Here is a 20,214-nt window from a genome sequence, read left to right as displayed (position 1 = left end):
GAGAACTATAGAAATAATTTAACTCATTCGTCACTTCGAGTGATTTTATATTTAAAAAATGCCAATTTTTGAAATATAAAATTGTATCGAGAACTATAGAAACGATTAAACTCTATTTTAACTCTACCGTCACTTCGAGTATTTTGTAGATGTAAAGCCCAAGATTTACTGTTACAAAATGTATCGAGAACTACAAAAACGCATTCCCACCACCGTCACTTCGAGTGTTTTTAAGTTGTAAAGCCAAAGATTTACAACTTAAAAATGTATCGAGAACTCTAGAAACAATACAACATTATATTTTGTCAAGTCGAGCCAAGTCGAGACTACACAGATACTAGGAAGATACTTAGTACATAAAGCGTAGATATAGCACTGATATAGCATAGATAAAGTATAGATAAAGTATAGATAGTGTATGGATGCAATATGCTAGAAGTATATTTTTATCACATGAAGCCAAAAGAAACAAAAAAAGCACCTCGTTAAAGGTGCTTTTGTGGGGAGAGCAGGATTCGAACCTGCGAAGATGTAATCAGCGGATTTACAGTCCGCCCTCGTTGGCCGCTTGAGTATCTCCCCAAGCCATCTTGCTTATTTGACTAAGCGGTTGCAAATATAGAATTGTTTTTTATTCCTGCAAAGTAATTTTCTACTATTTTACGTACTATTTTATAATGTTCTGTAAATGAAAAACATAAAAAAATCTCCCTAAGGAGATTTTTTTAATTTCTATGAAAATAGGTTTTATTTAACACCTAAAAGTGTTACCACTTTAGCGCGTAAAGCATCACCTCTAAGATCTTTTGCTACAATATTTCCTTTAGCATCTAAGATAAAAGTAGCTGGAATAGATTCTACATTGTACATTTTAGCAATAGGTTCGTCCCAATATTTCAAATTTGAAATTTGTGGCCAAGTTAAACCGTCTTTTGCGATAGCTTCTTTCCATTTAGTAGCGTCTTTGTCTAAAGATACACCAATGATGTTTAATCCTTGCGCGTGAAATTCATTGTATAAAGCCACCACATTAGGGTTTTCTTTTCTACAAGGCCCGCACCATGAAGCCCAAAAATCAATAATAGTAACTTTTCCTAATGTTTCTTTTAAAGAAATTCGCTTCCCTTCTGGTGAGTTAGCTGAAAAATTAGGCGCCTTTTCTCCAATTTTAACTTCATTCTTTTTAAAAATAACAGCGCTAATTCTTTTTCCGCTATTAGTCTCTTGCATCGTTTTGTCTAACTTATTATAAATTTTAGTTACTTCTTCTTTAGAAAGGTAGTTTCTCATTAAGAAATTTTCTAACAACAAAACAGAAATATAAGTATCAGGATTATCAACAATGAATTTCTTTGAATATACATTCATTTCATCTTGAAATTTTTGATATTCGCTCATTAATCTCTTAATGGTTACGGTATCTTTTTTTACCTGAGCATTTTGCATTATCTCACCATTATCTCTTTCGTATTTAGCTACTTTTTCAGAAATGGCTCTAGATTCATTGTTGAATTTTTGAAACATATCGTTATTAGGTGTACCACCAAGTGTAGATTTATGCAATGAATCTTTAACGATTTTAATATCAATTTTGCCTTCCTCAATAATTATTGGAAGATTAATAGGAGAGTTTTCAATTCTTACAAAACCCAAATCGATGTTTTTTGCAATTCCTCTTAGTTCAAATTTCCCATCGGTAACCACAGCGGTGTCCATTATTATAGTGCCTAGTTCAGATTGCATTTCTACAAATGCTTTTTTTCCGTTTTCAATCCCTTTAGCTTCTCCGCTAATAAGAAATTCATTATCTTTTAAATTGTTGCACGAAAGAATCGATAATGTAAGTAAAGCTAATAATGTTATTTTTTTCATCGTTTTAAATTAATTTTCGCAAATGTATTCAAAATATATCAGTTACAAAACATAAAAAAATGTTAGAATAGTCGTAAAAATCAAGTATTCAAAGTTTTGTAAATCAAAAATATAGTTGTACTTTTGCGCACCTTTTGGCGAATAGCGTTTCCATTAGGAATCAATTATTTATGTAAAACACTGTTGATGTTTTCTCTTCGCATTAAGAAACGCAAGAAACCCAACATACAAATTTTTAATCAGCATGTCTGAAATTAACAAAACACAAGAAGAGTTTTTAGCGAATTTTAACTGGCATAATTATGCAGAAGGTATTGATCCAGTAGACGAAAAAAACTTACAAGAATTTGAAGATCTAGTAACTAAAACATTCATTGCTACAGACCAAGAAGAAGTAGTAGAAGGTGTAGTTGTTAGAATTACTGAGAGAGATGCAATCGTTGATATCAACGCTAAATCTGAAGGTGTTATTTCTTTAAACGAATTCCGTTACAATCCTAACTTAAAAGTTGGTGATAAAGTAGAAGTATTAATCGACGTTCGTGAAGACAAAACAGGTCAGTTAGTATTATCTCACAGAAAAGCTAGAACTATCAAAGCTTGGGATAGAGTTATCGCTGCTAATGAAACAGGAGAAATCGTTAATGGTTTCGTAAAATGTAGAACTAAAGGTGGTATGATCGTTGACGTATTCGGAATCGAAGCATTCTTACCAGGTTCTCAAATTGATGTAAAACCAATCCGTGATTACGATCAATATGTGAACAAAACTATGGAATTCAAAGTAGTTAAAATTAACCACGAATTCAAAAACGTAGTAGTATCTCACAAAGCGCTTATCGAAGCTGATATCGAAGTTCAGAAAAAAGAAATTATCGGTCAGTTAGAAAAAGGTCAAGTATTAGAAGGTGTTGTTAAAAACATTACTTCTTACGGTGTATTCATCGACTTAGGAGGTGTGGACGGATTGATCCATATCACTGACTTATCTTGGTCAAGAATCAACCACCCATCTGAAGTATTAGAATTAGACCAAAAATTAAACGTTGTAATCCTTGATTTCGATGATGAGAAAACAAGAATTCAATTAGGTTTAAAACAATTACACGCTCATCCATGGGATGCTTTAGGTGCTGAATTAAAAGTAGGTGATAAAGTTAAAGGTAAAGTAGTTGTTTTAGCTGATTACGGTGCTTTCATCGAAGTTGCTGAAGGTGTTGAAGGTTTAATCCACGTTTCTGAAATGTCTTGGTCTACACACTTAAGATCGGCTCAAGATTTCATGAAAATTGGTGATGAAGTAGAGGCGGTTATCTTAACTCTTGATAGAGATGAAAGAAAAATGTCTTTAGGTATCAAACAAATGACGCAAGATCCATGGACTGATATCACTGCTAAATACCCAGTAGGTTCTAAACACACTGGAATCGTTAGAAACTTTACTAACTTCGGAATTTTCGTAGAGTTAGAAGAAGGTATCGATGGTTTAGTATATATTTCTGATTTATCTTGGACTAAGAAAATCAAACACCCATCTGAATTCGTAAACGTAGGTGATAAATTAGACGTAGTTGTTTTAGAGTTAGACGTTGAAGGTCGTAAATTATCTTTAGGTCACAAACAAACAACTCCAAATCCTTGGGATAAGTATGAAGATGCTTTCGCTGTTGGAACTATCCACAACGGAACAATTTCAGAAATCGTTGACAAAGGAGCTACTGTAGAATTTGGTGACGATATCGTTGCTTTCATTCCTACACGTCACTTAGAAAAAGAAGACGGTAAAAAATTGAAAAAAGGTGATACTGCTGACTTCAAAGTAATTGAGTTCAACAAAGAATTCAAAAGAGTAGTAGCATCTCATACAGCTATCTTCAGAGAAGAAGAAGAGAAAAACGTTAAAACTGTAGCAGAAAACACTTCAGCTCCAGCTCAAACATCTACTTTAGGTGATAACAACGATATTCTTGCTGAATTAAAAGCTAAAATGGAAAAAGGAGGTAAATAATCTCTAATTTTCTAAATATTTTAAATCCCGAAATTTATTTCGGGATTTTTTATTGTATATTATATTTGTTTATCGTAATATTGCAATATAATAATTTAAAAAATCATGGGAGCTTCAAAATCTGATTCTTTTTCAATAGAGCAAAACGAAATGGCAACTTTGTTCAAAGCCTTGTCGCATCCTGCTCGTATAGCAATTGTAGACTATTTATTAACTGTGGATACTTGTATTTGTGGTGATATTGTAAACGAATTACCATTAGCACAGCCTACGATTTCGCAACACTTGAAAGAATTAAAAAACGCTAACATCATTAAAGGAACTATCGAAGGAACCGCAATTTGCTATTGCATCAATCCAGATACTATTGATAAAATAGAAAACCACTTTGGTATGATTCGTCATAAGTTAAAAAACAAATGTTGTTAAGTGAAGCAACGTCACTTCGAGTGATTTTTAAAAGGGAAAATGCTAATTTTTGCTTTTAAAAATTGTATCGAGAACTTTTGAAAATAATTTAAAAAAACACAACTATGAAACTATCCGAAATCAAAACTCAATTAAATAAGCTATCTACAATAGTTTTTCAATTGCCAAACGGCGATTTAGTACCCAGTCATTTCCATGTTACTGAAGTGGGTAAAGTATCGAAACATTTTATCGATTGCGGTGGAACTATTCGAACAGAAGAAGTAGTGAATTTCCAACTTTGGGAAGCCAATGATTACGACCACAGATTGCATCCAGAAAAACTAGTTCACATCATAGAGCTTTCGGAAAAAACATTAGGTTTACCCGATTTAGAAATTGAAGTAGAATACCAAATGAAGGAAACCATCGGAAAATTCAACTTAGATTTTGATGGAACGAATTTCCAATTAAAGTCAAAATTAACCGATTGTTTAGCCAAAGACAATTGCGGAATTCCCCCAGAAAAAATGAAAGTCAAAATAGGCGAGTGGAAGCCAAAACAAACTTCTTGTTGCACACCAGATTCAGGTTGTTGTTAATTTTTAATGTAAAAAATAGCTAATCACTAATTACTTATCACTAGTCACTAAAAATATTATGTCAGAAAAAAAGCAACATTGGGAAACTGTTTTTACTACAAAAGCAGAAAACGAAGTAAGTTGGTTTCAAAAGCAACCGCAAACTTCAATTCAATTAATTCAAGCTTGTAAAGTAGCCAAAGATGCTAAAATTATCGACATTGGTGGAGGCGATAGTTATTTGATTGATAGTTTATTGGATTTAGGTTACACGAATTTATTCTTGCTAGATATTTCATCAGCAGCAATAGAACGTGCTAAAAAACGATTAGGAGATAAAGTTAAGGATGTTACTTTTATAGTTTCCGATAGTTTACATTTTCAATCGGATGAAAAATTTGATGTTTGGCACGATAGAGCCTCTTTTCATTTTTTTACTGAAGCTATTGATATTGAGCAATATAAAAATAATGTTATTGCATACACCAATCAAAATGCGCATTTAATCATTGGAACTTTTTCGGAAGAAGGACCTTTAAAATGTAGCGGTTTACCCATAACACAATATTCAGTTGAAAAAATGGAAGCTGTCTTTGGAGCAGATTTCGAATTAGAAAATTGCTTTACAGAAGACCATGAAACGCCGTTTGATACGATTCAGAATTTCATATTTTGTCATTATTTAAAGAAGTAATATGTTAGAAAATTTATCAAAAACTATCAAGTCAATTGAAGAAATTGAAGTTTCAAACGAACGAAAAGAAGTTTTGCAACCGCTAGTAGATTATATTCAAAAGAAAGTAAATACTAACGAAAAAATTCGATTGAATTTCATTTGTACACATAATTCCAGAAGAAGTCATTTGTCTCAAATTTGGGCACAAACCATGACATTTCAATTCGGAATCAAGAATGTATTTTGCTATTCTGGCGGAACGGAAGCAACAGCAATGTTCTCAAAAGTTGGCGAAACCTTAGTAAACCAAGGATTTCAAATTCAGAAGTTAAGTCAAGAGCAAAATCCAGTTTACGCAGTTAAATTTGATGATAATCAACATCCCATCATTTGTTTTTCAAAAACTTATTTCGATGATTTTAATCCAAAAACTAACTTCGGAGCCATTATGACCTGCAATAACGCAGACGAAGGTTGTCCAATGGTTTTTGGTGCAGAAGCAAGATTTTCAATCAAATACGACGATCCAAAAGCCTTTGATGGAACTGATGTAATGAACGAAAAATACGCTGAAAGAAGTTTACAAATTGCCAGTGAAATGTATTTTGTATTTTCTCAAATTAAATAGAAATAAATGAAAAAACGATTAGGATTTTTAGACCGCTATTTAACGCTTTGGATTTTCTTAGCGATGTTAATTGGAGTAGGGATAGGTTATTTTATTCCCAATTCGGCTGATTTTATCAATTCCTTTTCATCTGGAACTACGAATGTTCCGTTAGCCATTGGATTGATTTTAATGATGTGTCCACCTTTAACTAAAATTGATTTTTCAAAAGTGCCTCAAATGTTTGAAAAACCTAAGTTATTATCAGCTTCATTTTTCATCACTTGGATAGTGGGGCCATTTTTAATGTTTTTATTAGCGACTTTCTTTTTGAAAGACTATCCAGAATACATGACAGGGTTAATCATTATCGGAATTGCGCCTTGTATCGCAATGGTAATCGTTTGGAATGAACTCGCAGAAGGAAATCGAGAATTAACGGCTGGTTTAATAGGAATCAACAGTTTACTGCAGGTGTTTTTCTTTAGTTTGTATGCTTATTTCTATTTAGAAATCATGTTGCCTTTATTCGGAATTAAAGGTTTAGAATTAAATATTACGATTTCTGAAATTGCTAAAACGGTTGGAATTTATTTAGGAATTCCGTTTGCATTGGCTGTAATAAGTCGTTTAGCAATCAAAAAGTATTTGGGAGAAAAGTTTTTCAATCAGAAATTCATTCCGTTTGTTTCTCCGATAACTCTAATTGCACTTCTTTTTACCATTGTTGTTATGTTCAGTTTAAAAGGTGAAATGATTGTTGATTTACCAATGGATGTGGTTAGAATAGCTATTCCACTTGTAATTTTCTTCTCTATTATGTTTTTCTTAATGTTTTTTGTGGCAAAGAAAATTGGTGCAGATTATAGAGATACTGTTGCTTTATCGTTTACCGCTTCGGGAAACAATTTTGAATTAGCAATAGCAGTATCTATCGGCGTATTTGGAATCAATAGCGGACAAGCCTTTGCAGGTGTAATCGGACCTTTAGTGGAAGTTCCCGCTTTGATAACTTTGGTGAATGTAGCTTTCTGGTTGAGAAAGAAATATTTTAAATAAAAAAACGCTCTATTTAAGAGCGTTTTTAGTTTTATTCTTTAACAACTTTTATCGTTTTTTGTTGGGAATCGTTTTCTAAAACAATTAAGTAGATTCCACTTTCTAAACTAGACAAATCTAATGTGTTAGAAGTTGCGTTTTCAAAAGTTTTAGTTTCTATTAATTGTCCTAATAGACTATAAACGGTTGCTTTTGATAAAGTTATATTTTCTAAATTCAAAATATCTTTTACAGGATTAGGATAAAAAACAAAAGACTCAAAACTAGTATCATCAGCACTTAAAGTAGTGGTGATATTGAATTGGTAAGGTGTTGTATAATTCGTATTAGTTGGACTCGTGCTTGTAAGTTTTAAATAGTAATCTCCAGGAGCAAGCGTTCTTGTAAAACTAATTGTAGCACCACTATTATTTTGTGATGCTCCTACAGCAGTTCCTGCCGAATTTAAAATGGTACCGTTCATAGCTGAAGTTACAATACTGCTTACATTTACTATCGCATTTACATTATCCGTTACTGTAAATTTAAAATAATCATTGTCTGCACCTGTTGGATTTTGAACCGTTGTGTAGCCTATATAGTTTTTATTTGTTTGAATTCCATAAGCTAATTCTTTGAAATTTGGTTCATCTAAACCTTGCATCATTTGGTATGGATAGCCTGGTAATTCTGTGTGATTTTCTATAATATCATAACCAGAATTAAAATAGAATAATTTAGCAGGATAAGTTAATCCAGTTAAATAAGTATTCATATTCGAAGATGGTTCAGGAACAACTCCGTCTGTGGTAATATTACTTCCGAAAGCATTGGTTATTCTTCCAATAACACATGAAAAATCAATTAAATTATCTATAGATTTTTGATTTAATCCTTGAATGTTTTCACCCACAATACCATTACAATTAATATCGGAATTGTAAAAATCAGGAGAGTAAGAGTTATCGTTCATGCTAGAGCTATTTTGTACTTCTAAACCTCCAAATAAAAAGTGACCACCTTCACCACTGTAATAATATGTTGTTTTTAAATCCCTAATCGCTTCCGAACTTACATCAGTTCCCGTCATGAATGCTAATAAATTATCACTTGCATTACTTCCTCCATGAGGAGTTCCAAGAGTTAATAGTTTGGCTACATGATGTTTGTTATCCGATTGCCAATTATAGGTGTTTTGAATGTACTCTCTTGAAGCTAAACCGCCCATACTGTGGCCTACTAAAATTACTTTATCTTTACCTGTTATTTCCATCACGCGTTGAACAGCTACTCTTACTGCTGCACCTTGTTTAGCAATAGCTGATTGGTTACTTAAAACAGTGGTTCCGACAGCGCCATTTGGGTTTACATTGAAATTTACATAAAAATAATCACCGTTTTGTACTAAAGATTCAAATGCAGCAATATCAGCTCCAGCTGTTGGGTAGAAATTTTTGTTTGTTGTAGTGTTGTTATTGTCAGCATTTAAACAAAAATCAAAACGACCACCAAAAGTAAAACCATATTGGGTGTCATAATAATCAGTTGATGTATTCCAAGTTTCTGAACTTGAATTTAATCCGTGTATAAAAATAATAGGGTAGGGTAGTTTGCTTTCAAAAACTCTACTTGTTGTATTTTGAATAGGAGTTTTTAAAGGGAAAATACTATCGTTTCTGTACTCAAAATATTCAAAATCTGCAGACCTTGGTTTGAATTCGATTCGCTCATTTTGAGAAAAAACGATCGAGGACATAAATAATAAGGCAAATGATGCAAACAAAGTAATTTTATTCATACATATTATTTTAATTTAATATTGCGCAATATATAAATAAATTGTTAAAATACTATGAACGCATATGTTTTTTGTTTGATTTGTTTATTTAAACGAAAAAAGCTTTATGTTTTTCACATAAAGCTTAATATATTCATTCTTTTGAAAATGGTATTATTTGTCTATCGAACCTAAAACACGCTTCATAAAATCGTTTAAAGCTGTTTTTTTATCAGCCCCATCATTTATGGCTTGATTTACTTCTAAAGCACCGTACATATTAGAAATTAATTCTGCAATTACATCTAATTCTTCATCTTTTAAAGAGGAAACTTCGCAAAGATTTTCTAATACTTCAATAGTTTCCACAATATAATCCTGATCGTTATCTTCAATAAATTGAGTTAACTGTTTTATAATGGGTAATTTCATAATTAAACTACTTCATTTACTAATTCGGCTAAAACTTCAGCTTTATTAGTTTGTGTTTGATTTACTAAAACACCATTTTTGAAAGAAGCAAACGTAGGTAAATTATCCACTTTTGCTAATTTTCTTGATTCTGGAAATTTTTCTGCATCTACCATTACAAAAGGAACTGCTTCGTTTTGAGAAGCCATCATTTTGAATTTTGGTTTCATAATACGGCAATTTCCACACCATGAAGCTGAATATTGTACTATAACCGTTTCGTTTGAAGCAACAATTTCCGCTAAATTATCTTGTTCAATTTCTGTAAACATTTTTTTTAGTTTTCAATTAGACAATATTTCAATGTGCCAATTATTGTCTAATTGACACATTGATTATTGACATATTATTTTAATGAGAAGCTAAATAAGCAGCTGTAGATTTTCTATCAGCGTTCATTGCTTCTTTTCCTTCTTCCCAGTTAGCTGGACAAACCTCACCTTTAGTTTGAACGTGAGTATAAGCATCGATTAATCTTAAGTACTCGTTTACGTTTCTTCCTAATGGCATATCGTTAACGCTTTCGTGGAATACTTTTCCTTCTTCGTCAATTAAATAAGTAGCTCTGAAAGTAACGTTTGAACCTTCTAAGATTTCATCATTTAAATCTTCGTTGTAAACCCATTCTGCATCTAAAATATCTAAAGCAGCAGCTAAGTTTCTAGTTGTATCAGCTAAAAGTGGATAAGTTACACCTTCGATTCCACCGTTATCTTTTGCTGTATTTAACCAAGCAAAGTGTACTTCGTTTGTATCACAAGAAGCACCAATAACCATTGTATTTCTATTTTCAAATTCTTGTAAAGCAGCTTGAAAAGCATGTAATTCTGTTGGGCATACGAAAGTAAAATCTTTTGGATACCAAAATAAAACTACTTTTTTCTTGTTGTTCACCGCTTCTTCTAAAACGTTGATTCTTAAATTATCTCCCATGAAAGAGATTGCGTCTACTGTAATGTTTGGGAATTTTTTTCCAACTAATGCCATGATTTTGTATTTAAAATTATTGTTATTTTTCTGAGTGCGAAATTACAAATAGAAACAACAAAAAAACATGATATTTATTATATTTTTAGATATTATAATAGATAAAAGTTATGGAAGATTTTCCCATCAAAATTTAAAGCAATAAAATAAAAAAACCACCTGAAATTAGGTGGTTTTAGTGAGTTCTATATTGAAATTATTTCAAATCAAATCGGTCAGCGTTCATTACTTTTGTCCAAACGTTAATGAAATCGTTCACGAATTTTTCTTTGTTATCGTCTTGTGCATATACTTCAGCATAAGCACGAAGAATTGAATTTGAACCAAAGATTAAATCTACACGAGTAGCTGTCCATTTAGTAACACCCGTCTTTCTGTTTACGATGTTGTAAAGATTATCTCCAACCGGTTTCCAAGAATAGTTCATATCGGTTAAGTTCACGAAGAAATCATTCGTAAGAACACCTTCTTTATCGGTGAAAACTCCATGTTTAGTTCCTCCGTAATTCGTTCCTAAAACACGCATTCCTCCAATTAAAGCTGTCATTTCTGTAGCGGTTAACCCTAAAAGTTGCGCTTTGTCCAACATTAATTCTTCTGGTTCCACAACATATTTTGCTTTCATGAAGTTTCTGAAAGCATCGTTTGTTGGTTCTAAAACTTCGAATGATTCGGCATCCGTCATTTCTTGTGATGCGTCGCCTCTTCCTGCGTGGAATGGAACTTTAACGTTAAATCCACCTTCTTTTGCAGCTTGTTCTATTGCAGCACTTCCTCCTAAAACAATCAAATCCGCTAAACTTACTTTTTTCGATAAACCAGCTTGGATTTCTACTAATTTATTTAAGACTTTTTGTAATCGTTCAGGTTCGTTGGCTACCCAATTTCTTTGTGGTTCTAATCGGATTCTTGCTCCATTAGCGCCACCTCTAAAATCAGAACCTCTGAAAGTTCTTGCGCTATCCCAAGCGGTATTGATTAATTCGGTTCTAGTTAATCCAGAATTTAATAATTTTACTTTTAAATCTTCAATTTCTGAATCTGATAACGTATAATCTGCTGTTGGAATAGGATCTTGCCAAATTAAATCTTCTTTTGGAACATCAGCACCTAAATAACGAGAACTTGGACCTAAATCTCTGTGTGTTAATTTAAACCAAGCTCTTGCGAAGACATCTGAAAAATAAGCAGGGTCTTTGTAAAAACGCTCTGAAATTTCTCGGTAAGCAGGGTCCATTTTCATCGCCATATCGGCATCTGTCATAATCGGATTTCTTTTTACTGATGGATTGTGAGCATCAATTGGCATGTCTTCTTCCTTAATATTAATTGGTTCCCATTGCCAAGCACCAGCCGGACTTTTCTTTAATTCCCAATCATAGTTCAATAATAAGTGGAAATATTCGTTATCCCAACGCGTTGGATGCGTTGTCCAAGAACCTTCTAAACCACTGGTTACAGCATTTGCACCGCCACCTTTTGGGTTTAACCATCCAAAACCTTGATTTTCAATTGGACCTGCTTCTGGTTCTGGACCTAAAGTAGAAGCATCTCCATTTCCATGAGCTTTTCCAACAGTGTGACCTCCAGCGGTTAAAGCTACAGTTTCCTCATCGTTCATCGCCATTCTTTGGAAAGTAACGCGAACGTCATGAGCGGTTTTTAATGGGTCAGGTTGTCCGTCAACTCCTTCTGGGTTTACGTAAATTAATCCCATCATTACAGCGGCTAACGGATTTTCTAAATCTCTTTCTCCTGAATATCTTGTGCCTTTACTTCCCGATTTGGCTAACCATTCTCTTTCTGCTCCCCAATATATATCTTTTTCAGGGTGCCAAATATCTTCACGACCACCAGCGAATCCAAACGTTTTTAATCCCATTGATTCGTAGGCCATATTTCCGGCTAAAATCATTAAGTCAGCCCAAGAAATTTTGTTTCCATATTTCTTTTTGATAGGCCATAATAGTCTTCGTGCTTTATCTAAGTTTCCATTATCAGGCCAACTATTTAACGGTGCAAATCTCAAATTTCCTGTTCCAGAACCACCGCGACCATCTGAAATTCTATAGGTTCCAGCAGAATGCCAAGCCATACGGATAAATAATCCACCGTAATGACCCCAATCCGCTGGCCACCAATCTTGGCTTTCAGTCATTAAGTTTTTTAAATCGGATTTTAAGGCTTCTAAATCTAGTTTTTTGAATTCCTCAGCATAGTTGAAGTTTTCTCCTAATGGATTGGATTTGGTATCATGTTGATGCAAAATATCTAAATTCAATGATTTTGGCCACCAATCGTGATTTTTAACACCATCACTTAATCCTTTTTGGTTTTGATGAAATGGGCATTTGCTAATGTCGTTTGAGTTTTCCATATTCAATAATTTTAATTTATAATTGTAAGTGTTTGTTTTCTAATTTTCTACACTTGCTAATTTACGAATAAAAAAACCATTACCTTGTTAAAGTAATGGTTAAATTTTATTTAAGTATAAATTAAAATTATGACAAAACTACTCTTTGATAGTATTAGTCAATTGTCTGATTTTAATATTGAATGCTGCAAAAATTAACGTCATGAATGGACTTAGGATATTGAAGAAAGCGTAAGGTAAATAATCAAGAGTTGATACACCAAGAGTTCCCGCTTGATAAGCACCACAAGTATTCCAAGGTACTAAAACTGAAGTTACCGTTCCGGTATCTTCTAGAGTTCTACTTAAGTTTTCAGGAGCTAAACCTTTATCTTTATAAGCTTTGGCAAACATTTTACCAGGAACTACAATCGCTAAATATTGGTCAGAAGCCGTGATATTTAATGCTAAACAACTTCCAACAGTTGAAGCGAATAAACCAAAAGTAGAATGTGCTAATTTTAATAAGGATTCACTAATTCTTGATAAAGCTCCAATGGCATCCATAATTCCTCCAAAAACCATTGCGCAAATAATTAGCCAAATAGTGGGTAACATTTTAGCCATTCCACCCGAAGTAAATAAATCAATTAAAGTTTTATTTTCTGTTGGAACTACTACTTCGGTTGTAATTGCTTGCATAACTCCTTTATAAGCTGATTTAAAAGTCATACTATCAGTACCTGTGATGCCATTAACAACTTCAGGTTGGAATACAATAGCAAAAATTCCAGCTAATAAAGTTCCAACTAATAGCGCAACTAAAGGTTCTGTTTTCTTTACGATTAATCCAATAACAATAACTGGAACTAAAAATAACCAAGGCGTTACGTTAAAGCTTGCCGAAATAGAATTTAATAAATCATCGGTATTAGCTTCACCTGTTACATCTACTGAAAGTCCTAAAATAATGAACAACAATAAAGTAATAATGTAAGTAGGAATTGTAGTTAATGTCATGTATTTAATATGCGTAAACAAATCAGTTCCCGCCATTGCAGGAGCAAGATTGGTTGTGTCTGACATTGGAGATAATTTATCACCAAAATAAGCTCCAGAAACTACGGCACCAGCCACCATTCCTAAATCAAACCCTAAAGCACCTCCAATACCTATCAAGGCAATACCCACAGTTGCAGATGTTGTCCAAGAACTACCTGTTGCAATTGAAATTACCGAACAAATTATTAAAGTAGCCGGTAAAAAAACAGCCGGACTCAAAATTTGTAAACCATAATAAATCATTGATGGAATAATACCACTTACCATCCAAGTTCCTGCTAAAGCACCTACCATTAATAAAATTAAGATAGCCCCAGCTGTAGATTTGATGTTGTTTGCTACTTCATCTAGCATTTTATGGAACGGAACTTTTGTGAAATATCCCATAATAGCAGCAACAGCACCTCCCATCAATAAAATAAATTGATTACTTCCACCTAAAGCATTATCATCTGGTCCGTTATAGGCAAAAAGTACATTGTAAGCAAGCATTCCAATTAGAGCGAAAACGGGAATTAAGGCTTCCCAAAGTTTTAACTCTCTGTTTTTTATGATTTTAGTATCCATTTAGTTTTGTTTGAGGTTGCAATATAGAAAAATGCTTTTTATTTTGAAAACTTATTAAAAAAGAAATCCGCTGATAATTCAACGGATTCGCTTTTTATTTTGTGAAAATTTATTTTTTCAAGTGTAAATCAAAGTAATCTGCAATTTTTGCATACATGTGAATTCGATCTCTTCCACCTACGTTATGTTCGTGGTTTGGATATAAGAAATAATCTACTTGTTTTCCTGCTTTGATACAAGCCTCAATAAAATTCATGCTATGTTGTTGCACTACTACTGGGTCTTGTGCTCCGTGAATAACCAACAATCTTCCTTTTAAATCTTTAGCTTTACTTAATAAAGAGGTTTTTTCATATCCTTCAGGATTTTCTTGTGGCGTATCCATATAGCGTTCTCCGTACATGATTTCGTAGTATTTCCAATCGATAACTGGTCCACCAGCTACACCCACTTTAAATACGTCTGAATGATTCGTCATTAATGAAGTCGTCATGAAACCACCAAAACTCCATCCAAAAACTCCAATTTTGTCAGCATCAACAAATGATTTTGATTTTAAGAATTCAATTCCTTTCATTTGATCAGCCATTTCGTTTACGCCTAAATTTCTATGCGTAACCTCACAGAATTTTTTCCCACGAGAATCACTTCCTCTATTGTCTAGCGTAAATACTACATATCCTTTTTGAGCCATGTAAATATCGAAGAATCCAGCACCACCTAACCAACGATTGTTTACTAATTGTGCGTGAGAACCTCCGTAAACATAAACCATTACCGGATATTTTTTCGTAGCATCAAAGTTGCTTGGATAAATTAATCTACCGTTTAATGGTGTTTTTCCGTCAGGTGAAGTTAAGGTTACGAATTCAATTTTAGGTAAATCAATTTTTCCAGTGAACGGATTTTCGGCTTTTACTAAAGAAGTATTCGCCATTTTATTTTTGATATTTAAAATCGAAATTTCGTTTGGCGTAGTTAAATTGCTGTATTGGTCTAAAATCATAGTTCCATCTGAAGAAACAGAAGCTGTGTGCGTTCCAGAAATAGTTGTTAATTGAATGGTTTTTCCTGATTTTAAATCTACCTGAAACAATTGACGGTCTAATCCATTATTAGTTGTTCCGATGTAGTTTATTTTTGTGTTGGTAGCATCAAAACCTAATACGTCTTTTACTACAACATCATTAAAACCTAAGTTTTTCAATAATTTTCCATCGGTATTGTACAAATACATTTGGTTAAAACCAAAGAAATCGGTTTGGTAAATAAATTGAGAAGGGTTATTGGGTACAAAAGTTAATGGATGTTGTGGTTCTACCCAAGTTGTTGTTTTTTCTTCAAATAATGTTTTAACGAAAGCTCCAGTAGCAACATCATATTTATTGAATTTTAAATGATTTTGTTCGCGATTCAAAATACCAATAAAAATATGTTTTCCTGTTGGTTCCCAAGACACCATAGTTAAATATTGATCTTTTGGTTCTCCTGTTTGAATCGTTACTTTTTTAGCAGAAGCTACATCGTAAATTACCAAAGTGACATTCTCGCTAGTCATTCCAGCCATTGGATATTTAATGTCTTTGTTAGTTGCTTCGCGCTCATTCCAGTTGGTAAGCGGATAATTAGCTACCATAGTTTCATCTTTACGATAATAGGCTAATTGCGTTCCTTCTTCGTTCCACCACATTCCTCTGTCGATACCAAATTCTTGACGGTGTACATAATCAGAACCGTTTACGATTGATTTGTTTTCATCGTTCGTAACTTCAATAACTTGTCCCGATGGAGTTGTAATTCGGATATTGTTTTCTTGTAACCAAGCTACATTGTTGTTAGAAGCGAATTTTGCCTGAGTACCTTCAACCGCATAACTAATCACAGAAGTAATTTGTTTTGAAACAACGTCATACGTTACTTTGTAATTGTTTTTCTTGCCTGCAACTTCCGTTTCAAACGTATTTACAGTTTTCCAATTGATTGAAAATGGAAACGTTCTAATCGTAAATTCATCATTTGAAATTTTCGATTTCAAAGCGGTTTCAAATTCAGCTTTTGAAGCTAAAGTTGAAGCTGTCCAACCGTTTGCAGCGCTTTTTTCAATAAGAGAAGAAAAGTCAGTACTTAAATACGTGATGGATTTGGAATCTTTACGCCATTGTTGGGCAGTTTGTGTTGTTGGGGCATATTTTCTTGGCCCTAAAACGGTTTCTTCAATGGTTAAATTTTGCGCAACAGCAAAGCTTCCAACCAATAGAAAACTTAAAATATATTTTTTCATTACAGGTAAATTAATTGTGTATTAGAGTTCAAAGTTACGTATTTGTTACAAAAAAATCCGATTCATTGCTAAATCGGATTCTATTGAAATTATTTTGCTAGAATTATAAAACTCCTAATTCTACCATACATTGTCTCATCATTTGATACGTTCTTTCAATATCGTTATCTAAACCAATTGAAAAACGAATTAAACCATCGGTTAAGCCCATTTCTGCTTGTTCTTCTAATGGAATTTCTGATGAAGTTGAAGTTCCAGGGGCACTGAATAACGTTTTGTAGAATCCTAAACTTACTGCTAAGTAACCTAAGTTTCTTTCTTGCATTAATTCCATTAACGCATTGGCTTTATCTAAACTTCCAACGTCAATCGTCATCATTCCACCAAATCCGTACTCTTGATTAATCATGGTTTTGTAAATTTCATGACTTGGGTGACTTGCTAATCCTGGATAAACCGTTTTGATTCCGTCCGCTTCAAATTTGTTAGCTAAATACATTGCATTGTGGCTGTGTTGTTTCATTCTGATGTGTAACGTTCTTAAGTTTTTCATCACAGAAGCCGAACGTAAACTATCCATTGTTGGACCTAAAAGCATACTAGCTCCGTCGTTTACATTTTTTAAACTGTTGATGAATTCTTGAGACGCACAAACCACACCACCAACTGTATCGCTACTTCCGTTGATGTATTTTGTTAACGAGTGAATCACAATATCAGCACCTAATTTTGCTGGAGCAACTGATAAAGGTGAAAAAGTATTATCAACTACTAATTTGATGTTGTGTTTTTTGGCAATTTTAGCTAATGAAGCAATATCCGCAACCTCTAGTAAAGGATTACTTACTGTTTCGCAGTATAAAACTTTTGTATTTGGAGTAATAGCTGCTTCAACTACGTCTAATTTTGTAATATCTACAAATGTAGTTTTGATGCCCATTCTTGGAACGAAATTCTTTAAAAAGGCGTAAGTTCCACCGTAAATGGTTCTACTTGAAACAATATGGTCGCCATTTCCACACAATTGCAAAAGAGTAGGAGTGATAGCGCCCATTCCAGAAGCTGCCACATTAGCCGATTCTGTTCCTTCCATTGCAGCTAGTGCTTTGTCTAAATATAAATTACTTGGAGATGAATGACGTGAATATAAATAACAACCTTCAGCATTACCTTCAAAGGTATCAAACATTGTTTTTGCTGAAAGAAATGTGTAGGTTGAACTATCTGAAATCGATGGATTTACACCACCAAATTCTCCGAAATATTGTAAATCTTGTATACGATCTGCCGGATTAAATTTTTCCATAATTTTAAAGTTTAGTTGTTTATTTTAAATCAAAAATATAATTTGGCAAACTATTATTCAATACTTGAAATTAAAATTAGATTTTTATTCTAAATTTAGTTAAAGTTGTAGTTTTTATTTCTGTTATTTATTCGTTTTAGTTACATTTGCTGACAACTAAAAAACAAACAACACAACTAACCAATGGACGCAATCGACAAAAAACTTTTAGGTTTTCTGCAAGAAGACACAAAAAGGACAACTAAGGAGCTTTCCTTATTATTAAACCTTTCCGTAACGGCTGTTTACGAACGTATTAAAAAATTAGAAAGAGAAGGAGTAATTACCAAATACGTAGCGCTTTTAGACCGAGTTAAATTAGACAAATCTTTCGTGGTTTTTTGCCACATTAAGCTTAATCAACACACAAAAGACTTTATTACAACATTTGAAAGTGAAGTAGTAAAATTAACCGAAGTTTCAGAATGCTATCACGTAAGCGGCGATTATGATTACATTTTAAAAGTAAATGTAAAAGATATGGAAGAGTATCGTGAGTTCATGGTTACGAAACTTACTGGTTTGCAGCATATCGGAAGTACGCATAGTTCTTTTATGATTGGAGAAGTAAAATATACAACCGCTTTTACTTTAAACTAAGCTATAATAATTTACCAAAAAAGTAACAAAGAATTAATTCAAAAAGCGTTACTTTTGTATCCGAATTTAAGTCAAACAACAAACTTTATATACAATCATGAGTCAATTTGATGTAACCATTATTGGTTCTGGCCCTGGAGGATATGTTTCAGCTATCCGTTGTGCCCAATTAGGTTTTAAAACAGCTATTATTGAAAAATATTCAACTCTTGGAGGAACGTGTTTAAATGTAGGATGTATTCCATCGAAAGCATTATTAGCATCTTCGCATCATTATGAAGAGTTACAACACTTTGCAGACCACGGAATTGAAGTTTCGGGAGATGTAAAAGTGAATTTAGAAAAAATGATTGCTCGTAAACAAGCAGTTGTAGATCAAACTTCGGGTGGTGTAAAATTCTTAATGGATAAAAACAATATCACTGTTTTCAATGGAGTAGGTTCGTTTGAAAGTGCTACTTCTGTAAAAGTGACTAAAGAAGATGGTTCTTCGGAAATCATCGAATCAAAAAATATTATTATTGCTACAGGTTCTAAACCCTCTAGCTTGCCATTTATCAAATTAGATAAAGAAAGAATCATTACTTCTACTGAAGCTTTGAAACTAAAAGAAGTTCCAAAACATTTAGTAATTATTGGTGGTGGTGTTATCGGAATCGAATTAGGTCAAGTGTATTTACGTTTAGGAGCGCAAGTTTCTGTTGTTGAATTCATGGACAGAATTATTCCAGGAATGGACGCTGCTTTATCAAAAGAGTTGACTAAAGTATTGAAGAAACAAGGCATGAAATTCTATACGTCTCACAAAGTTCAATCAGTAGAAAGAGCTGGAGATGTTGTAACGGTTAAAGCAGAAAATGCTAAAGGAGAAATCATCACGTTAGAAGGGGATTATTCATTAGTTTCTGTAGGTCGTCGTCCTTATACAGATGGATTAAACGCTGAAAAAGCAGGAGTAAAAGTTACCGAAAGAGGTCAAATCGAAGTAAACGATCATTTACAAACTTCGGCTTCAAAAATTTATGCAATTGGTGACGTAGTTCGTGGAGCGATGTTAGCACACAAAGCGGAAGAAGAAGGTGTTATGGTTGCTGAAATTTTAGCAGGTCAAAAACCTCATATCGATTACAATTTAATTCCTGGTGTTGTTTACACTTGGCCAGAAGTTGCAGCTGTTGGAAAAACAGAAGAGCAATTAAAAGCTGATGGTGTAGCTTACAAAGCAGGAAGTTTCCCATTCAAAGCCTTAGGAAGAGCTAGAGCAGGAGGAGACACTGACGGATTTGTAAAAATCTTAGCCGATGCAAAAACAGATGAGGTTTTAGGAGTTCACATGATTGGAGCAAGATGTGCTGATTTAATTGCAGAAGCTGTTACAGCAATGGAATTCAGAGCAAGTGCAGAGGATATTTCAAGAATGTCACATGCACACCCAACGTTTGCAGAAGCTATCAAAGAAGCAGCATTAGCAGCAACTGATAACAGAGCATTACACGTGTAATTAAGATAAGTTATTATATCAAAAATCCCAAATTCTTAAGAGTTTGGGATTTTTTGTTATACTTTAATAATAGCGAG

General features: G+C 33.3%; 17 protein-coding genes and 1 tRNA gene. 8 read left to right on the top strand and 10 right to left on the bottom strand.

Annotated features, from left to right (window positions below):
* Positions 1 to 500: 500 nt before the first annotated feature.
* Positions 501 to 582: transfer RNA gene (locus BP92_RS0114595), tRNA-Tyr, on the bottom strand.
* Between the two features lie 165 nt (positions 583 to 747).
* Positions 748 to 1,872 (bottom strand): TlpA disulfide reductase family protein, encoded by a 1,125-nt coding sequence (locus BP92_RS0114590; protein WP_026726708.1) that lies wholly within the window; start codon positions 1,870 to 1,872, stop codon positions 748 to 750.
* Positions 1,873 to 2,116: 244 nt separating this feature from the next.
* On the opposite strand from BP92_RS0114590, the gene rpsA reads away from it, so the two are divergent.
* The 6 genes from rpsA (at position 2,117) to arsB (ending at position 7,211) form a co-directional block, all read left to right on the top strand.
* A complete protein-coding gene (rpsA, locus tag BP92_RS0114585; RefSeq protein ID WP_026726707.1) occupies positions 2,117 to 3,880 on the top strand; it encodes a 30S ribosomal protein S1 in 1,764 nt (587 codons plus the stop codon).
* Between the two features lie 105 nt (positions 3,881 to 3,985).
* Entirely contained in the window at positions 3,986 to 4,309 is a 324-nt protein-coding gene (locus BP92_RS0114580; RefSeq protein ID WP_026726706.1) for an ArsR/SmtB family transcription factor, read from the top strand.
* Between the two features lie 104 nt (positions 4,310 to 4,413).
* Positions 4,414 to 4,890, top strand: coding sequence for a DUF6428 family protein (locus tag BP92_RS0114575; RefSeq protein WP_026726705.1), 477 nt, complete (start codon positions 4,414 to 4,416; stop codon positions 4,888 to 4,890).
* A 58-nt stretch (positions 4,891 to 4,948) separates the two neighbouring features.
* Complete coding sequence (locus tag BP92_RS0114570; protein ID WP_026726704.1) at positions 4,949 to 5,563, top strand: class I SAM-dependent methyltransferase; 615 nt, start codon at positions 4,949 to 4,951, stop codon at positions 5,561 to 5,563.
* A 1-nt stretch (position 5,564) separates the two neighbouring features.
* A complete protein-coding gene (locus BP92_RS0114565; protein WP_026726703.1) occupies positions 5,565 to 6,173 on the top strand; it encodes a low molecular weight phosphatase family protein in 609 nt (202 codons plus the stop codon).
* A 6-nt stretch (positions 6,174 to 6,179) separates the two neighbouring features.
* A complete protein-coding gene (arsB, locus tag BP92_RS0114560) occupies positions 6,180 to 7,211 on the top strand; it encodes an ACR3 family arsenite efflux transporter (RefSeq protein WP_026726702.1) in 1,032 nt (343 codons plus the stop codon).
* A 31-nt stretch (positions 7,212 to 7,242) separates the two neighbouring features.
* Here arsB and BP92_RS0114555 read toward each other — a convergent pair whose 3' ends face one another.
* The 8 genes from BP92_RS0114555 to BP92_RS0114520 all read right to left on the bottom strand — a co-directional run bounded on the left by BP92_RS0114555 (position 7,243) and on the right by BP92_RS0114520 (position 17,997).
* Positions 7,243 to 8,988, bottom strand: a complete 1,746-nt coding sequence (locus tag BP92_RS0114555) for an alpha/beta fold hydrolase (protein ID WP_026726701.1) — start codon at positions 8,986 to 8,988, stop codon at positions 7,243 to 7,245.
* A 153-nt stretch (positions 8,989 to 9,141) separates the two neighbouring features.
* Entirely contained in the window at positions 9,142 to 9,399 is a 258-nt protein-coding gene (locus tag BP92_RS0114550) for a DUF6952 family protein (RefSeq protein ID WP_026726700.1), read from the bottom strand.
* 2 nt (positions 9,400 to 9,401) lie between these two features.
* Complete coding sequence (locus tag BP92_RS0114545) at positions 9,402 to 9,710, bottom strand: thioredoxin family protein (RefSeq protein ID WP_026726699.1); 309 nt, start codon at positions 9,708 to 9,710, stop codon at positions 9,402 to 9,404.
* A gap of 79 nt (positions 9,711 to 9,789) precedes the next feature.
* On the bottom strand, positions 9,790 to 10,425 hold the full coding sequence (locus BP92_RS0114540; RefSeq protein ID WP_026726698.1) for a peroxiredoxin: 636 nt from the start codon (positions 10,423 to 10,425) through the stop codon (positions 9,790 to 9,792).
* Positions 10,426 to 10,621: 196 nt separating this feature from the next.
* Positions 10,622 to 12,802: a catalase/peroxidase HPI gene (gene katG / locus BP92_RS0114535; protein WP_026726697.1), complete on the bottom strand. Its 2,181-nt coding sequence runs from the start codon at positions 12,800 to 12,802 to the stop codon at positions 10,622 to 10,624.
* Positions 12,803 to 12,940: 138 nt separating this feature from the next.
* A complete protein-coding gene (gene nhaC, locus BP92_RS0114530; RefSeq protein WP_026726696.1) occupies positions 12,941 to 14,410 on the bottom strand; it encodes a Na+/H+ antiporter NhaC in 1,470 nt (489 codons plus the stop codon).
* A 109-nt stretch (positions 14,411 to 14,519) separates the two neighbouring features.
* Positions 14,520 to 16,691, bottom strand: coding sequence for a S9 family peptidase (locus tag BP92_RS0114525; protein WP_026726695.1), 2,172 nt, complete (start codon positions 16,689 to 16,691; stop codon positions 14,520 to 14,522).
* Between the two features lie 103 nt (positions 16,692 to 16,794).
* Positions 16,795 to 17,997 (bottom strand): aminotransferase class I/II-fold pyridoxal phosphate-dependent enzyme, encoded by a 1,203-nt coding sequence (locus BP92_RS0114520; protein WP_026726694.1) that lies wholly within the window; start codon positions 17,995 to 17,997, stop codon positions 16,795 to 16,797.
* A gap of 183 nt (positions 17,998 to 18,180) precedes the next feature.
* Between BP92_RS0114520 and BP92_RS0114515 the strand changes: the two genes are divergently transcribed.
* Entirely contained in the window at positions 18,181 to 18,636 is a 456-nt protein-coding gene (locus BP92_RS0114515; RefSeq protein ID WP_026726693.1) for an Lrp/AsnC family transcriptional regulator, read from the top strand.
* Positions 18,637 to 18,733: 97 nt separating this feature from the next.
* On the top strand, positions 18,734 to 20,137 hold the full coding sequence (gene lpdA / locus BP92_RS0114510) for a dihydrolipoyl dehydrogenase (protein ID WP_026726692.1): 1,404 nt from the start codon (positions 18,734 to 18,736) through the stop codon (positions 20,135 to 20,137).
* Positions 20,138 to 20,214: the final 77 nt, after the last annotated feature.

It is taken from the genome of Flavobacterium sasangense DSM 21067, assembly GCF_000686885.1.
Taxonomy (GTDB): domain Bacteria; phylum Bacteroidota; class Bacteroidia; order Flavobacteriales; family Flavobacteriaceae; genus Flavobacterium; species Flavobacterium sasangense.
Note: the sequence above shows the minus strand (reverse complement) of the source record. Positions and strands in the feature narration are given on the sequence as shown.

Excerpts from the sequence above, each read along its gene's own strand:
- BP92_RS0114590 (WP_026726708.1), bottom strand. The coding sequence starts at position 1,872 with ATGAAAAAAATAACATTATTAGCTTTACTTACATTATCGATTCTTTCG.
- rpsA (WP_026726707.1), top strand. The coding sequence starts at position 2,117 with ATGTCTGAAATTAACAAAACACAAGAAGAGTTTTTAGCGAATTTTAAC.
- BP92_RS0114580 (WP_026726706.1), top strand. The coding sequence starts at position 3,986 with ATGGGAGCTTCAAAATCTGATTCTTTTTCAATAGAGCAAAACGAAATG.
- BP92_RS0114575 (WP_026726705.1), top strand. The coding sequence starts at position 4,414 with ATGAAACTATCCGAAATCAAAACTCAATTAAATAAGCTATCTACAATA.
- BP92_RS0114570 (WP_026726704.1), top strand. The coding sequence starts at position 4,949 with ATGTCAGAAAAAAAGCAACATTGGGAAACTGTTTTTACTACAAAAGCA.
- BP92_RS0114565 (WP_026726703.1), top strand. The coding sequence starts at position 5,565 with ATGTTAGAAAATTTATCAAAAACTATCAAGTCAATTGAAGAAATTGAA.
- arsB (WP_026726702.1), top strand. The coding sequence starts at position 6,180 with ATGAAAAAACGATTAGGATTTTTAGACCGCTATTTAACGCTTTGGATT.
- BP92_RS0114555 (WP_026726701.1), bottom strand. The coding sequence starts at position 8,988 with ATGAATAAAATTACTTTGTTTGCATCATTTGCCTTATTATTTATGTCC.
- BP92_RS0114550 (WP_026726700.1), bottom strand. The coding sequence starts at position 9,399 with ATGAAATTACCCATTATAAAACAGTTAACTCAATTTATTGAAGATAAC.
- BP92_RS0114545 (WP_026726699.1), bottom strand. The coding sequence starts at position 9,710 with ATGTTTACAGAAATTGAACAAGATAATTTAGCGGAAATTGTTGCTTCA.
- BP92_RS0114540 (WP_026726698.1), bottom strand. The coding sequence starts at position 10,425 with ATGGCATTAGTTGGAAAAAAATTCCCAAACATTACAGTAGACGCAATC.
- katG (WP_026726697.1), bottom strand. The coding sequence starts at position 12,802 with ATGGAAAACTCAAACGACATTAGCAAATGCCCATTTCATCAAAACCAA.
- nhaC (WP_026726696.1), bottom strand. The coding sequence starts at position 14,410 with ATGGATACTAAAATCATAAAAAACAGAGAGTTAAAACTTTGGGAAGCC.
- BP92_RS0114525 (WP_026726695.1), bottom strand. The coding sequence starts at position 16,691 with ATGAAAAAATATATTTTAAGTTTTCTATTGGTTGGAAGCTTTGCTGTT.
- BP92_RS0114520 (WP_026726694.1), bottom strand. The coding sequence starts at position 17,997 with ATGGAAAAATTTAATCCGGCAGATCGTATACAAGATTTACAATATTTC.
- BP92_RS0114515 (WP_026726693.1), top strand. The coding sequence starts at position 18,181 with ATGGACGCAATCGACAAAAAACTTTTAGGTTTTCTGCAAGAAGACACA.
- lpdA (WP_026726692.1), top strand. The coding sequence starts at position 18,734 with ATGAGTCAATTTGATGTAACCATTATTGGTTCTGGCCCTGGAGGATAT.